We start from the raw sequence: 14,378 nt of genomic DNA, 5'->3' as shown, positions 1-14,378 counted from the left end.
GGTGACGGCAGAGGCGGAGATCAAGACCGCAGTCCGCAGTCTGTTCGATCTGCCAGTCGCCGTTGCTGTAACCCAGATCGACAGGCCCCATCCGCCATTGCTGGGGAATGAAGCCGCCATCATCGCACGTGCACGGCCCAAGCGGGTCGCCGAATTCACCGCCGGACGCCACGCCGCACGCGAAGCGATGCAGGCCCTTGGCCACCCGCCTGCGCCGGTGCTGGCCAGCACCGACCGCGCGCCGATTTGGCCGCAGGGCCTCACCGGTTCGATCAGCCATTCCGACGTATGGTGCATCGCCGTGCTGGCGCGGTGCTCTGATGTGATGGCACTGGGCGTCGACATCGAAAAAGACAGCCCGCTGCCCGAAGACCTGCTCGCAGAAATCTGTCTTCCATCCGAAATCACCCGCCTCGGGGGCGCTGATCTCGCCGCCGCCAAACGCATCTTCTGCGCCAAGGAGGCGGCCTATAAGGCGCAATATCCGCTCACCAAAACGCTCTTTGGCTCTGATCGGCTGGACGTAACCCTATCGGCCGAAAACCCCGCTTTTGATGCGCAATTTACCCAAGACACTGAACGCTTTAAGCGCGGCGAGAAGCTGCCGGGGCGGGTCGTTTCGGTGGCGGGCCACCTTGTCAGCGGGGTGGCGATTGGGCAGATTGATCGCAAAGGAGCTTGATCTCATGGTCGCACTCTCTCGCCGTGCCTTTCTGGGGGGCGCCGCTCTTGCCAGCCTCGGCGGCGGGTCTTGGGTCTTTCGCCGGGCGCAGGTGCAGGACCGCGCGGAACAACTCTATGCCACGCCGCTGACCCCGCCGACGGGGCCGATGCAGGTCTACCATCTGGGGCATTCGCTGGTGGGCCGAGACATGCCCGCAATGCTGGCGCAGATGGCGGGGGCCGGGCACAGCTATCACAGTCAAACCGGCTGGGGCAGTTCGCTGCGCGACCATTGGGAGCCGGATGTGCCGGTGAACGGGTTTGAGCGCTCTAATGACCATGCGCAGCACCGGCCCGCCCGGGCGGCGATCGGTTCGGGCGATTATGACGCCGTGGTATTGACCGAGATGGTCGAGATTGCCGACGCCATCCGCTACCACGACAGCCCCGACTACCTTGCCCGCTGGGCGGATCTGGCGCGGGCGACCCGGCCTGACACCCGCGTCTATCTTTATGAGACATGGCATCACACCGACGATAGCAAGGGGTGGCTGAACCGCATCGACCGTGATCTTGATCAATACTGGCGGCAGCAGGTGATCTACCCCGCTTTGCAACAATCGGACCGGCCCATTCATCTGATCCCCGCCGGGCAGGCCATGGCAGCCTTTGCCCGCGCAGTCGATGCGGCCGGAGGGGTGGGCGGCATTATCAGCCTGCAAGACCTCTTTTCGCGCGATGAGCAAGGCCGCCGCGATACGATTCACTTCAACGATCAGGGGGCCTATCTTGTGGCGCTGACCCATTACGCAACGCTCTATCACCGCGACCCGGCGGGGCTGCCGCATCAGTTGACCCGTGCGGATGGCACCCCGGCTGACACACCAAGTGCAGAGGCCGCAGCGCTGATGCAGCGGGTGGTCTGGGACGTGGTCCGTGCCCATCCCGACAGCGGTGTCGCGGCATGAGCGGTCTGGGCGGGCTGTTCTCGGTCTTGATGGTGGGCCACAGCCTTTTTGGGGCGGATGGGCCGGATATGTTGCAAGAGGCGCTGCGGGCCGGGGTGGGGCAGGGCGAGGTGCGCGCGCAGATCATCAACGGCGCGCCCCTGCGTTATAATTGGGACGAATCCGACCGGGCCGAGGGCGTGGATGCCCGCACGGTCTTGCCCGAAGGGCAGACCACCCATCTGATCCTGACCGAGGCGATCCCGCTGGCCAATCACACCCGCTGGTCGGATACCGAAGTCTATGCGCAGGCGTTCTTTGGCCTTGCGGCGGCGGCCAATCCGACAGTGAAGGTCTATCTGCAAGAGACATGGCATTCGCTGAAAAGCGGCAGCGGGGAGGCGGTGGCCTATGACGACCACGCCCATATCCCTTGGCGCGAACGGTTGCAGAATGATCTGCCCGCATGGGAGGGGATCGCGGCGGCGGTGAGCGATGGGCGCAGCTCTGACACTGCGACGATTGAGGTGATCCCCGCCGGGCAAGCGATGGCGCGGCTTTACGATGAAATCGCCGCCGAACGTGTGCCGGGGCTGAATGAGATCGACGCGCTTTTTGCCGATGACATCCACCTGAACGATCTGGGCCACTACTTTGTCGCCATGGTGCAATATGCCACGCTGACGGGCAAAGACCCGTTGGGCCTGCCGACGGATTTCAATGACCGTTGGGGCAAGGCGTTCGACACGCCCACCCCCGACCTCGCGCGGGAGCTTCAGCGTGTGGCGTGGGATGCGGTGCGAGAGTATCAGGGTAGCGCTGTGGTGCCGGTGCCGCCGGCCACGCGCCCTGCCGCCGCAAACAATGCACAGACCGCCCCGATTTCGCCCACTGGCCCGCCCGCGGTGCCTGAGCCTACGCCTGCCCGCGATGAGTCTACGCCTGCACGCGATGTGCCTCCGTCCGCTTCTGATGAGCCCGCGCCCGCCCCAGATGAACCTGCGTCCGCTCCTGATGAGCCAGCGCCCGCCCCAGATGAGCCCGAAGTGCCGGTCACGCCGATTGCGAATGCCCCGTTCAAGATCACACCGCCGCAGGATGCCGTCGCAGGCACCCGCAACATGGGCATCGGCCTTGCCGCCATCGCCGATTGGAGCGTGCAGGCGCCTTTCCTCGACCTGATGAAAACCGCCCGTCCGTGGCTTGGGCATCTGGCCGGGCGCTTTGGCGGGATGGAATATGCGCAACTGGTTGAGGGTGGCTACCTTGATGCCGAAGGCTGGCCGGCGACGATGCCCCGCGCCTTGGGCAGCATCGGCACATTGATCCTGACTGACATGCCGCCGCAGGCGACCACGCTTAAGGGCCGCTATCTGCTTCGCTTTGAGGGGCAGGGCGTGATCGAGGTCACGGGCCGGGCCGAGAATGTGCGCTATGGCAAGAACGAGGTGCGGTTCGATTATGTGCCGGGGCCGGGCAGTGTCGACATTCGCATTCAGCGCATGCACCGCAGCGATCCGCCGCGCAATATCACCGTCGTGCGCGAAGACCGCGCCGCCGATTTCGACGCTGGCGCGCGGTTCAACCCCGATTGGACGCAGCATCTGACCGGGATGAAGGTGCTGCGCTTCATGGATTGGATGGGCACCAACGACAGCCCCATCGCCGCATGGGAGGACCGCCCGCGCCCCGAGGATGTGACCTATGCCCTGCGCGGTGTCCCGGTAGAAGTCATGGTCGCCTTGGCCAATGAGCTGGGGATCGACCCGTGGTTCAACATGCCGCATCTGGCCGATGATGGCTATGTGACCGCGTTCGCGACCTATGTCGAAGAGGCGCTGAACGAGGACCGCAAAGCCTATGTGGAATTCTCCAACGAGGTTTGGAATTGGCAATTCGCCCAGACTCAATGGGCGGATGAGATGGCGCAGGCCCGCTGGAATGAGGCCGAAAAGGGGATGCAGTTCTATGGCCTGCGCGCTGCCGAAGTGGCGCGCATCTGGACGGATGTCTTCGGCGGTGAGGCTGAAGCGCGGCTGCGCAATGTGATCGCGAGCCAGACCGGCTGGCTGGGGCTTGAGCGTGAGGCTTTAGAAGCCCCGCTTTACCAAGCTGAAAAAGCAGGAAACCGCGCGCCCGCCACCGCCTTTGATGCCTATGCGATCACCGGCTATTTTGGTGGGGTGCTGGGGCTGGAAGACAACGCCGAATTGGTCAAGGATTGGCTGTCGGAAAGCCTCGAATTGGCCCGCGCCGAGGGGGAAGCGGAAGGGTTGAGCGGCAGTGCTCTGGACGATTATATTCAGACCCACCGCTTTGACGCGGCCACCGCCCGTGCGGCGAAAGACCTGCGCAACGGTGGCATCAGCGGGCTTGAAAACGACACGCTTGCCGACCTTATTGGCCGTGTCTGGCCTTATCATGCCGCCGTGGCGCGGGCGCATGACCTAGATCTGGTGATGTACGAAGGCGGCAGCCATGTGGTTGGCCTTGGGGCACAGGTGAATGACGAAAGTCTGACCGCCTTCTTTTACCATCTCAATTACGCGCCTCAAATGGGTGCGCTCTATACCGATCTGATGGCAGGGTGGCTGGCTGTCGGCGGGCAATTGTTCACTCATTATTCGGATGTCTATGCCCCGACGAAATGGGGGTCTTGGGGCGCGCTGCGCTATCTGGCGGATGAAAACCCACGTTGGGACGCTTTGAACGCATGGAGATAGCAACAGGCGCGTTCGAAGGGGCGAGCGTATTGATCCCCGCCCATAATGAGGCCGACTGGCTGCCCGCCTGCCTCGACGCGCTCTGCGCCGCTGACCCGGTGGCGGGGCCGGTGGAGGTGATCGTCGTGGCCAATGGCTGCACGGACGACACCGCAGAACTGGCCCGCAAAAAGGCCCCCGCGTTTGAGGCGCGAGGCTGGGCGTTGCGGGTGCTGGAACTGGCTCAAGGCAGCAAACTCGGTGCGTTGAATGCGGGCGAGGCTGCGGCGCGGGGTGCGGTCTTGGTCTATCTCGACGCCGATGTGCTGGTCTCACCGCCCCTGCTGGCGCAACTGGCCGAGGCACTGGCCGAGGACGCGCCGCGCTATGCCAGCGGGATGCCGCAGGTCACGACCTCAGGCGATTGGGTGACGCGCCATTACACGCGGTTTTGGCAGACCACCGGCTTCATGACCCATGGTGTGCCGGGGTTTGGTGTCTTTGCCATGAACCGCACCGGGCGGGGGCGTTGGGGGGATTGGCCGGACATCATCTCGGACGACACTTTCGCGCGGCTGAATTTCCGCCCCGAGGAACGCATCGCGGTGCCTGCCCCCTATGCTTGGCCCATGATCGAAGGCTTTGCGCCGCTGGTGCGGGTGCGGCGGCGGCAAGACATTGGCGTGGCCGAGGTCGAGCAGCTTTTCCCCGACCTGATGCGCAATGATGACGCGCATGACCAGATGCGGCCCTTTTGGCGACGCGCGCTGGCGGACCCTTTGGGGGCGCTGGTCTTTGTCGCCGTGCGGCTGACGATCCACGCACCGATCTTTCGCAGCGCAAATCGCTGGGTGCGGGGGCGTTAGCGGGCGGCGTCTTGCATAAAGTCCGCGAGCTTTGCCGCCTCGCGGGACACATCATGGCGCGCGAAGACCCGCGCGCGGGCGTTCGCTCCCATCCCTTCCAGCGTCGAGAGCGGCGCGTCATGCAGGGCGGTCATCGCCTCGGCCAAGGCCGCCACATCGCCTGCGGGCACCAGCCAGCCGGTCTGGCCGGGCTGCACCAGTTCCGGCGTGCCTGCGATATAGGTGGCGATCACCGGGCGGGCGGCGGCCATGGCCTCCATCACCACCATGGGCAAACCTTCGGCGAAACTGGGCATGACGAGCGCATGGGCAGCGCTGAGTTCGGAGGTAACTCGCGCCTCGTCGACCCAGCCGGTCAGGGTGATGCGATTTTGCAGGGTATGGCGGGCGATTTCCGTTTCAATCGCGCGGCGCAAAGGGCCGTCGCCAATCAGCGTCAGATGCAAATCGGGGTGGCTGTCGCGCAGCCGAGCCATGGCGTCGATCAGGGCAAGCTGGCCTTTCTGCTCCACAAAACGCCCGATGGAGACGAGGCGCCGCGGGCCATCCGGCAGGGCGGCGGGGGCAGGGAATTTAGCGGGCTCAATGCCGCAATGCACAACTTTGATGCGCGGCCAATCGGCTGGGTCGGCCCATCGGCACAGTTGACTGCGCCCGAACTGGCTGATCGCCACGGCAAACGCCGAATGATGGATTTTCGCGCTGAGTGACAGCGCGCGGGGGCTGTCGAATTCCTCAGGCCCATGGGTGGTGAAACTATAGCGCGGCCCGCCAAGCAGGTGGCAAAGCATCGCGACCATCGTGGCGTTGGTGCCGAAATGAGCGTGCAGGTGCTCTGTGCCGCTGCCGTCAAGCTGCGCCTGCAGATAGCAAGCCTCGGCCAGATAGATCAGATGGCGGGCCATCCCCGTCTCGGCCCGGCGTGCGGCGTGCCAGACTTCGCGCAGCGCTTTGCCGAACCGGCGGGGCGAACGCAGGACACTGCGCAGGCTGGCATGGGCGAGGGCGGCCCCGCCAGCGGCCAGAACATAGTGGCTGCGCGCCTCTTCGGCCTTGTCCTGCCCATCGACCAGCAGCACATCGGGGCCGCGCATGGCAAAGCGCAGCACCTCATGGCCTGCCGCCTCCAACGCTGCGATCTCGCGGCGAATGAAGGAATGCGAGGGCTGTGGGTAGGTGTTGAGGATATAGGCGATTTTCACGGGGGGCGCGGCCTTGGCTTGGGGCTGATAAACCTTGTTACCCGCCCGCTTGCCACTGGCACAAGGGCGGGCAAGCCTTTAGTCTCTCGCAAAGAATTGGCAAAGGCGCAGCAACGGGTGTTTTCACAGGTTTCCCAAGCGGTGACGGGCAATCGCCTGATGGCACGGGCGCTGCGCTCAACCTCATGGATCGTCTTGGGCTATGGCGGGTCGCAGGCGATCCGGCTGGCATCGAACCTAATCCTGACGCGGCTGCTTTTCCCCGAAGCCTTTGGCCTGATGGCGCTGATACAGGTGGTGATCGTCGGGCTGACGCTGTTTTCGGACGTAGGCATCGCGCCCTCCATCGCACAGAGCAAACGCGGCGATGATCGCGACTTTCTGGACACCGCCTGGACGATTCAAGCGATCCGGGGGCTGTGCCTCTGGCTGGCGGCCTGTGCGCTGACGTGGCCAGTGACGGCGTTTTACGATGAGCCTTCGCTGCTGACCTATCTGCCCATCGCAGCGCTGAGCCTTGTGGTCGCCGGGTTCAATCCCACGCGGATCGAGACGGCGCACCGGCATCTGCAAATGGGGCGGCTGACACTGCTGGATCTGGCGTCACAGGTGATTGGCATCGTGGTGATGATCGCGGGCGCGGTGCTTTATCAATCCGTGGCGGCGCTGGTGGTCGGTGGCGTGGTGGGGGCGCTGGCAAAACTGGCGCTTACCCATGCGTTCCTGCCGGGGCCGGGGAACCGCTTTCGCTGGGAACGGCCTGCGGTGCAGGAGTTGGTGCATTTCGGGAAATGGATTTTCCTGTCGACCATGTTTTGGTTCTTTGCCAGCCAAGGGGACAAGGCGATCTTGGGCAAGTTCCTCTCACTCGAAGGCTTGGGGATCTACAATATCGGTTATTTCCTCGCCAGTTTTCCGCTGCTTTTGGGGCAGAACGTCACCGGGCGGGTGATGATCCCGATCTACCGCGAGGCCGGGGGCGGCGATCATCCCAAGCTGCGGCGGATGCGCTATGGGCTGAGCTGGGGGCTGCTGATGCTTTTGGCCGCAATGGCGCTGGCAGGGCCGTGGCTGGTCTCGGTGCTCTATGATCCGCGTTATCTGCAAAGCGGTGCAATTCTGGTGATGCTGGCGCTGGCGCTGATGCCGCAGGTGATCGGGATGACCTATGACCAAGCGGCGCTTGCGGCGGGGGATTCACGGCGGTTTTTTATCTCCTCGGCCTCGCGGGCCAGCTTGCAGATTGGGTTTCTGTTGGCGGGGGTGATCGCCGCCGGGCTGCCCGGTGCGTTGATTGGCCTAGGCGCGGCGATGGCCCTGTCGCATCTGGTGCTGATCTGGCTCGCGCGGGCGCATGGCGTCTGGGACGCGCGCCACGATTTGGTCTTTGCCTTGCTGGGGATCGTGCTTGGCGCACTGGCGCTTTGGCTGCATTGGGACCGGGTACTGGGGCTCAGCGCCACGGTCTGAGCGGATCAGCTCTTTTGCTTGCGTGCCATACGTGCGGCGCGGCCCTCTTTACCTGCCTTTAAGCGTTCTTGCCATACTTTGCCCAAGGTGCGGCGCTTTTCGCGGGGGCTGAGGTCGGGGATCGACACGACAGGGATGAGCCCCGTCTCGCGCGTCATTTGCCGGGAAGAGCGGATCACCGGACGGCGCAGTTCCAGCAAGAAGGCCACGATCAGGGCAAGCGCGAAGCTGCCCATGCCACCTATCGCCGCCCGCTTTTTGCGGCTGAGAGAGACGGGGTAATCCGGCAGTTCGGCCTGCTCCAGCGTGATCAGTTTCTCACCCCGTTGATCGGATTCGAGTGAGAACCCCACCTCCGCCTCGTTGCGGCGGGCGGTGATCACCTCCAACTGGTCCTGCAACTGGGTCAGGCGACGATCAAACCGGGCCAGTTCACGCTCGACCTCGGGCGAGGTTTGCAGGCTGGCGGTCAGCGATTCGCGCTGCTCTTGCAGCAAATCGCGCTGCGTGGTGAGGCTTTCCAACGTGGCGTCCAGTTCGGCCTGTTCGCGGGCGATGGTGGCGGCGCGGGCGTCGGGGTTGACCCGGTCGCGGGCCAGCCGGGTGGCGATGATCTCGCGGTCAAGCTCAAGGAGGGCGTCGTTCAGGCTGCTGATTTCGCCGCGGCGAAACTGAAGACTGCCTTCGAGAGACAGATCATTCTCGGCCCGGTAATCGGCCAGTTCCGCCTCAAGTTCAGAGATGTCGCGGATCAGGTTCTGCTCTTGGCGCTGAAAGAACTCCAAGGTCTCTTGGGTCTGGCTTTGGCGTTGGGCCGCCGACATCTGGCGGGTGCGATCGGCGAATTCGCGCGCCACGGCCTGCGCATCTGCGGGGTTGTCCATCTCGGCCGTGAAGGTCATGACAGAGATGGTGCCGTCATCGCCAAAGCCCTCGCGCGGGGCGGCCACCCCGGTGATGGTAACCGAACGGCGCAGCAGATCGACCTTTTCCGACATCCGCAGCGCGGTAAGATCGTCATAGAGATCAAAGCGTTGGATGATGTCCACTAGGGTGCCGCGGGCCATCAGTTGCTGTTCGATCAACTGCAGACGACGCGCCGATGACCCCTCTACGGTGGAAGGGGCCAGATCATTGGCGATCTTGGGCTGCTCGATCTGGATGACTTCGGAGGATTGGTAGACATGCGGCGTCGACAACGCCCAGTAGACCGAGGCGATGCAGCCCAGAAGCGTGATCAGAATGATAACGCCCGCCCGACGGCGGAGCATGTCGATGATGTCATCGAATGTATAGATCGGTCCCATGTGCCTCTTTCCAACCTGCCTAAAGCCCCCGACCGTTGCCCGGCGGAGTTTCCCTGCCTAGACCAGAAGACTTGGGCGATAATAGGGCGCTAGAGGGGGCAGCGACAGGGGGTGTCAGGCATATTTCGGCAGGCTGGACGCGCGCGCACGGTTCAGCACGATGCCCAAGAGCGGCACCTGACCTTCGAGCATGCGTTCGCATTCGCGCAGATGCCGCGCCATGGTTTGCGTCCCGTCCGAGATCAGCAACACACCATCAAGTTGCGGCAGGAACGCCGACAGATCGTCATGCTCCAACATCGGCGGCATATCGTAGAGAACGATTTCAGGCTGCAGCGAGGCGCGCAGGCGCAGCAGTGTTTCGGCGGTGGCGCTGTCTTGGAGGATTTCGGCGGCGTTCACCTCGGGCTGGTCATTCAGGCCGAGGGCCAGCGTGTCACTGACCCGCAGCATCCCTTTGCCAAGATCGGCCTGCCCGCTGAGCAGGTCGCTCATTGCGCCGGGGGCTCGCATGTCAAAAGCGCGGGCCAGACCGGGGTTGCGCATGTTCATGTCCATCAACACGGTGCGCGATCCCGGCACACGCGACAGGCTCAGCGCCAGATTGGTCGCCGAAAAGCTGTTGCCGCTGCCCGAGGTGGGGGCGGTGACGGCGATATTGACCCAGCGGTGCTCTAGAGTGGTTTGACGCAGGCGCGTGCGCAGCAGGTCAAAGGCCCGCGCGGCGGCGCTGTTGCGGTGATCGTCGACCAGCGGCATGTCCCCCCCGGGGCCGGGGGTGGCGATGGGCAGGTCTTGCCAACGCGGCGCGCGGTCGTCGCCGATATAGCGCGACACGGCCGGAGCGGCGGTGGGCAACGTCTCGTCATACGCAAGATCGCCGTCGAACTCCTCCTCATGGTCGATCACGGTGCGGCGCGGGCGGATGCTGTGCCGCATCCCCGGGCCGCCAAACTGCGCCGACACATCGCTGTTGTCCGCGCCAAGGGCGTCGGATGCATAGAGATCTTTCATCGTCTTCCCTTTCGATTTTCTGAACATGAGGCGCTAATTTTTTCGTTGTTGCTGGGCGCGGCAAGCATCGCTCAGCACCCGGTCCGGCGCAAGACGACGCCGACGGTTTTGAACAGAATGGTCAGGTCCATCGGCAGCGACAGATTGCGGCGATAGGCGGCGTCGACCTCATTGCGGTAGGTAAAGCGGCTGTTGTTGCGCGCCGAGACCTGCCACAACCCGGTAATGCCGGGGCGCAGGGCGAAATAGGCTTTTGCATCGCCGTACATCTCAAGCTGGTCGGGCATCATCGGACGTGGGCCGATCAGGCTCATGTCGCCTTTCAAGACGTTCCAAAGCTGCGGCAGCTCATCCAACGAGGTTGCCCGCAGGAAGGCGCCAACCCGAGTGATGCGCGGATCGTCCTTCAGCTTTTGCATCTCGTCCCATTCGGCCCGCATCGCCGGGTTCGCGGCAAGGTAGCTTTCCAGCACGGCATCGGCATCGCGGACCATGGTGCGCAGTTTCAGGATAGAGAAGCGTTTGCCCCCCCGCCCAAGACGCTGCTGGGTATAGAAGGGCTGCCCGCTTTCAATCCAAAGCGCCAGCGCGCAAAGGGCGATGATCGGCAGCGCGATGGGCAGGGAGGCAAGGATCAGCAGCCGGTCGATAATCGGTTTCGCATAGCGCCCATAAAGGCCGGTAGGACGCAGACGAAAGGCCGCCACAGCGCGCGGCGCGGGCAGCGCGGCGGCACCCGCAGCAGCAGGCTGCGTGCGGCCCAGCATCGGGCCGGCGAGGGCTTCCATTGAGCCATAGGTATGGCTGTGGGCGTCAAAGTACTTCATTCCAAACCCCCCAGGGTTCATTCGCATTCAATCGGACCTGTCCGGCCCACGGCGCCTTCGCCCCGCTTTGTCTCAACGGCCTAGGCGGCCTATACGTTCAGGTAGGATATGTATCATTTGTTACCACCTTTTCGCCTTATTCGATCCATTTTCTCAGAAACAGACTGTTTCGCAGGAGAGGGGGGTGGCAGAAATTAGCGAGGGAACTGTAGGGGTTAGGCAGGGGGTGCTCGGGCGTGGACCCTGCTGGCATGCCGCGAAAAGAGGGGCGCGGGTGGGCGGAAAGTGTGTATCAAGGGCTTGATATTGTTGTGGAATATCATCTATTTCAGGGCTGTGCCGCGATGCGCTCCGTGTATCGGCTGCTTGCATCTCCTACACTAAGGCACTTGTGGAGGGATGAGATATCGGCACGCCTGCGGTCACCTCTCGCGGAGCTCTCACAAAAATGTCAGGGCGATAAATGGGCGACAGTTGGGCGCGGGTAGGGGATGTGTGAAAGCAAATTCGTCCTGCATGGCAGCAAGATTTCAGAGGATTCTTCGGTTGGTTGTGAGGCTTGGCTTGGTGCGGACCAAGGCAAATACTGAAGACCCAAAAGTTACTGTGTTCAAACGAGAGGAAAGGACACCCTGGGTCAAGATGAGCGTGCCCCGCCACCCACCAGTACAGCAGCCCCTCATTACCACCGACGATTTGTCGCTGGTTGCGTCACACAACCCAGCCGAGGTCTATTCTCCGTTTCAGCTATTGCCGTTCACGACATGTTTTTTGCCGGAACGCTGCATGTCCTCGGCCAAGGGCGTCGGCAGGTCAAAGTCGTCGAAGGTGCCTGCATAGCCGTTCCCGCCCATCCGGCCGAGCGCATCGAGTGTTTCTGCCGCGCCGGTATGTCGGGCTTCGCCATAGGCTGGCGGATCTGACGGATACTGTGCTGGTCGATGGCCTAGTAGCCTCCGCGATCTTTGCCGCTGCGTTGACCTGTTGCTGAATGCACGTGAACTGTAGACCTGCACTGTCGGCGTCAATTTTTGGCTTAGGGTTGCGCGTGGGCGCTAACGGCGTCGCCTATGGGCAAAGCAGTGTCACCGTTCTAGCTCGGCGCGGGTCAGAGAGGTTTTCGGCCCAAAACCTTGAGTGTTACCGCCCGACCAAAACGCATCACCGGGTAGACCGCCTTCGCAACGCGGTCCGAGCTCAAAACCCCTCGCCGCCGCGATAGACGCGAGAGCAGGGCGACAGCTTTCGCGCCATGGAAAACCTCACCGTCAAGATCGACGATCATCCCATCGTTGAGATCCAGACCATAACTATTGGCCCTGGTTCGATCGGTGCGCGCATTGATCAGCTCAACGGCATGGCCTTCCCGAAGTCGAAGGAGCGCGACATAGTTTGCGCAAAAAGGACATTCACCATCGTAGACGATCCGCAGAGGCGTCATGGCTCTTGCATCCTTTTTGTGAACTTTTGGACGGATTGCGGGTCCAACAACGCAACGTATAGCAGCATCATCGTCGCAGAATAGGTGCTGACGGGGAGCAACAGGTAGAACGTCGAATGCATGCTTAACCCGATGAAAATGGCCGTTGCGCGATGGCGCCGGGTAAGGATCGCATAGGCGAGGAAATATTCTACGACCAAGACGGCGCAGGACATCAACGCAAGGAGCATGGGAGAGGCGAGAAGTATCTCAAGCGTGCGACCTGAATAGCTCCAAACGAAAATCTGTTCGAGCCTTTGTCCTGAAATGAAGGCTTGGTCTGATTTGTCCACCGCGGTCCAGAAATAGAGTGCCGACATTTGCAGGGCGATCAGGCGCTGCCCCCACAAGATGCCATGTTCAGGTAGAACCCGATTTCCGCTTTGGATGGCCGTCCATCGGTCAAAGGAATAAGACCGGCCGCAATCCGTAAACATGAGGAAAATACACGATATACCAAGAAGATAGACATGGTGATGATTCCAACCCGCGGTACCAAGGCCTGCTTGTCTCATCCCGTATAGAAGAAATATTGTCAGCCCAAGCAGGCCGATTGACAGTCTGGCGCGGACGCCCAGCAGGGCTGCGATTGCAAAGATAAAGAAGACCAATCCCAGCAGAAGTTCGCTGAATGTTTCCGCCGCGAAGGGTGCGACTTCGGCACCGAAGCGGACAATTGCCATGGTTGCCAGCCCAATTCGCAAAAGCGCAACTGCCCGCGTTGGACCAGTGGCGTCAGGGCCCCAAGCGACGAAGTCGCGCAACATCACCCCAGCGTTCATGGTTGCTCTCCTTCGCTGGAGGCGCAGATATTTTCGATCTTCAAGGCTTGCCAGCCCTGACGGGTTCCAACCGCCCCTTCGAAACGAACCGAACTTGTTTCAGGTGCCGTTGCGCATAGGGGCGCGGCAAAATGGGCGAAATGCTCTGTCGCGAAAATGCGATTCTCGAAAAGGTAGTGCAAAATCAACGGATATTGCTCGATATCTGCCGCTTCCAATGGGGTGTGCATTGTCTCGGCACCATCCTCATGTCGCACGACAAAGCGGCCATTGGGAATGCCCACACCCACCCCAGAGAACATGACCCACTCGCGCAGCCATGGCGAATGGGAGCCGAAGATCTGTCCAGGAGCCGGGCCTAGATAGATCAATACCGCAAACAAACCGAAAGCAATGTGGCGCGCTAACATCGAAAAATTTCCGCTCTGCGGGCGTGACACGGCTTCTGGTGTGGGTACATCGGTCATTGCTGCGGCCTCTTTCACTGCTTGCGCCAGTATCTAGTTTTCACACAACCATGTTAAGAAATCGGGACGAAAATTGGGCGAAATGCGAGCCATGGTTGGGAAACATAGAAATTGCATCGGGTTTGGGCGGTTGGGTGCTTGATAAGTGACTGAAACCCCGCAGTTCACATTGCTCAACGGCAGGGGTGATTTTACTTCCTTCGCTCCTATCTGCCCCGATCTTCGGCACCTGCAGGGAACAACTGCAATCTGCCCTGTTGATTGTCACTGAGAACTGACCCGGTAGCCCCATAAATTGTCACTGAGAATTGACCCATGTGAACACACTTCCCCGACGGTTTTGGTTGGGGGGATTTGGAGTGATCGACATGGGATTTTTGAGTGTCATTCGACGCTGGGCATTGCGTGACAAGATGCCAATCAGGGAGATTGCCCGGCGGACGGGTTTGTCTCGGAACACGATAAAGAAGTATCTGCGTGAAGGTGCGGTGGAACCGCAGTTCAAGACGCCCAAGCGTCCAAGCAAGCTGGATCCCTATTCGGATCGGCTGTCAGCCTGGCTTTTAATCCAGACGCGGAAGTCACGCAAAGAGCGGCGGACAGTGAAGCAAATGCATGCTGATCTGGTGAAGCTGGGATATGATGGCTCCT

Annotated in this window: 13 protein-coding genes; 6 read left to right on the top strand and 7 right to left on the bottom strand. The window is 62.0% G+C overall.

Translation table 11 applies throughout. The annotated features are described in order from the left end of the window. Position 1 precedes the first annotated feature (1 nt). The 4 genes from A3722_RS01685 to A3722_RS01670 are packed head-to-tail and all read left to right on the top strand — an operon-like array spanning position 2 to position 5,178. Positions 2-682 carry a 4'-phosphopantetheinyl transferase family protein gene (locus A3722_RS01685; RefSeq protein ID WP_067622419.1) on the top strand — a complete coding sequence of 227 codons (681 nt, stop codon included), beginning with the start codon at positions 2-4 and terminating at the stop codon, positions 680-682. 4 nt (positions 683-686) lie between these two features. Next, on the top strand, positions 687-1,631 hold the full coding sequence (locus A3722_RS01680) for a hypothetical protein (protein ID WP_067622422.1): 945 nt from the start codon (positions 687-689) through the stop codon (positions 1,629-1,631). Beyond that, the gene (locus A3722_RS01675; RefSeq protein WP_067622425.1) at positions 1,628-4,333 is read left to right on the top strand and encodes a hypothetical protein; all 2,706 of its coding nucleotides are present in this window, start codon (positions 1,628-1,630) and stop codon (positions 4,331-4,333) included. Before A3722_RS01680 ends, A3722_RS01675 begins: the two co-directional genes overlap by 4 nt. Continuing rightward, on the top strand, positions 4,324-5,178 hold the full coding sequence (locus tag A3722_RS01670; RefSeq protein WP_067622428.1) for a glycosyltransferase: 855 nt from the start codon (positions 4,324-4,326) through the stop codon (positions 5,176-5,178). The genes A3722_RS01675 and A3722_RS01670 overlap by 10 nt, the downstream gene beginning before the upstream one ends. Here the strand turns inward: A3722_RS01670 and A3722_RS01665 are convergent. Then, a complete protein-coding gene (locus tag A3722_RS01665; RefSeq protein WP_067622429.1) occupies positions 5,175-6,380 on the bottom strand; it encodes a glycosyltransferase in 1,206 nt (401 codons plus the stop codon). The genes A3722_RS01670 and A3722_RS01665 overlap by 4 nt on opposite strands. A 159-nt stretch (positions 6,381-6,539) precedes the next feature. Here A3722_RS01665 and A3722_RS01660 point away from each other — a divergent pair, with 159 nt between their 5' ends. Then, complete coding sequence (locus tag A3722_RS01660; RefSeq protein ID WP_067622445.1) at positions 6,540-7,850, top strand: oligosaccharide flippase family protein; 1,311 nt, start codon at positions 6,540-6,542, stop codon at positions 7,848-7,850. A gap of 5 nt (positions 7,851-7,855) precedes the next feature. Here A3722_RS01660 and A3722_RS01655 read toward each other — a convergent pair whose 3' ends face one another. The 6 genes from A3722_RS01655 to A3722_RS01630 form a co-directional block, all read right to left on the bottom strand. Continuing rightward, positions 7,856-9,157: a GumC family protein gene (locus tag A3722_RS01655; RefSeq protein WP_067622430.1), complete on the bottom strand. Its 1,302-nt coding sequence runs from the start codon at positions 9,155-9,157 to the stop codon at positions 7,856-7,858. Positions 9,158-9,271: 114 nt separating this feature from the next. Continuing rightward, entirely contained in the window at positions 9,272-10,171 is a 900-nt protein-coding gene (locus A3722_RS01650; RefSeq protein WP_067622433.1) for a CpsD/CapB family tyrosine-protein kinase, read from the bottom strand. A gap of 71 nt (positions 10,172-10,242) precedes the next feature. Continuing rightward, complete coding sequence (locus A3722_RS01645) at positions 10,243-10,959, bottom strand: sugar transferase (protein ID WP_067622448.1); 717 nt, start codon at positions 10,957-10,959, stop codon at positions 10,243-10,245. A 1,147-nt stretch (positions 10,960-12,106) separates the two neighbouring features. Next, positions 12,107-12,439 (bottom strand): DCC1-like thiol-disulfide oxidoreductase family protein, encoded by a 333-nt coding sequence (locus A3722_RS01640; protein ID WP_067622436.1) that lies wholly within the window; start codon positions 12,437-12,439, stop codon positions 12,107-12,109. Further along, positions 12,436-13,260: an HTTM domain-containing protein gene (locus A3722_RS01635; protein ID WP_067622440.1), complete on the bottom strand. Its 825-nt coding sequence runs from the start codon at positions 13,258-13,260 to the stop codon at positions 12,436-12,438. The genes A3722_RS01640 and A3722_RS01635 overlap by 4 nt, the downstream gene beginning before the upstream one ends. Then, on the bottom strand, positions 13,257-13,727 hold the full coding sequence (locus A3722_RS01630; RefSeq protein WP_067622443.1) for a hypothetical protein: 471 nt from the start codon (positions 13,725-13,727) through the stop codon (positions 13,257-13,259). Before A3722_RS01630 ends, A3722_RS01635 begins: the two co-directional genes overlap by 4 nt. 368 nt (positions 13,728-14,095) lie before the next feature. On the opposite strand from A3722_RS01630, the gene A3722_RS22985 reads away from it, so the two are divergent. Next, positions 14,096-14,378, top strand: a 283-nt coding sequence (locus tag A3722_RS22985) for a helix-turn-helix domain-containing protein (protein ID WP_150120396.1), incomplete at its 3' end; no start/stop codon positions are given.

Origin of the sequence: Sulfitobacter sp. HI0027, assembly GCF_001634775.1 — a bacterium.
Lineage (GTDB): Bacteria > Pseudomonadota > Alphaproteobacteria > Rhodobacterales > Rhodobacteraceae > Sulfitobacter.
This window is presented reverse-complemented; position numbering and strand designations above follow the sequence as displayed.

Coding starts and splice junctions, on each gene's coding strand:
- A3722_RS01680 (WP_067622422.1), top strand. CDS start 687: ATGGTCGCACTCTCTCGCCGTGCCTTTCTGGGGGGCGCCGCTCTTGCC.
- A3722_RS01675 (WP_067622425.1), top strand. CDS start 1,628: ATGAGCGGTCTGGGCGGGCTGTTCTCGGTCTTGATGGTGGGCCACAGC.
- A3722_RS01670 (WP_067622428.1), top strand. CDS start 4,324: ATGGAGATAGCAACAGGCGCGTTCGAAGGGGCGAGCGTATTGATCCCC.
- A3722_RS01660 (WP_067622445.1), top strand. CDS start 6,540: ATGGCACGGGCGCTGCGCTCAACCTCATGGATCGTCTTGGGCTATGGC.
- A3722_RS01655 (WP_067622430.1), bottom strand. CDS start 9,157: ATGGGACCGATCTATACATTCGATGACATCATCGACATGCTCCGCCGT.
- A3722_RS01650 (WP_067622433.1), bottom strand. CDS start 10,171: ATGAAAGATCTCTATGCATCCGACGCCCTTGGCGCGGACAACAGCGAT.
- A3722_RS01645 (WP_067622448.1), bottom strand. CDS start 10,959: ATGGAAGCCCTCGCCGGCCCGATGCTGGGCCGCACGCAGCCTGCTGCT.
- A3722_RS01640 (WP_067622436.1), bottom strand. CDS start 12,439: ATGACGCCTCTGCGGATCGTCTACGATGGTGAATGTCCTTTTTGCGCA.
- A3722_RS01635 (WP_067622440.1), bottom strand. CDS start 13,260: ATGAACGCTGGGGTGATGTTGCGCGACTTCGTCGCTTGGGGCCCTGAC.
- A3722_RS01630 (WP_067622443.1), bottom strand. CDS start 13,727: ATGACCGATGTACCCACACCAGAAGCCGTGTCACGCCCGCAGAGCGGA.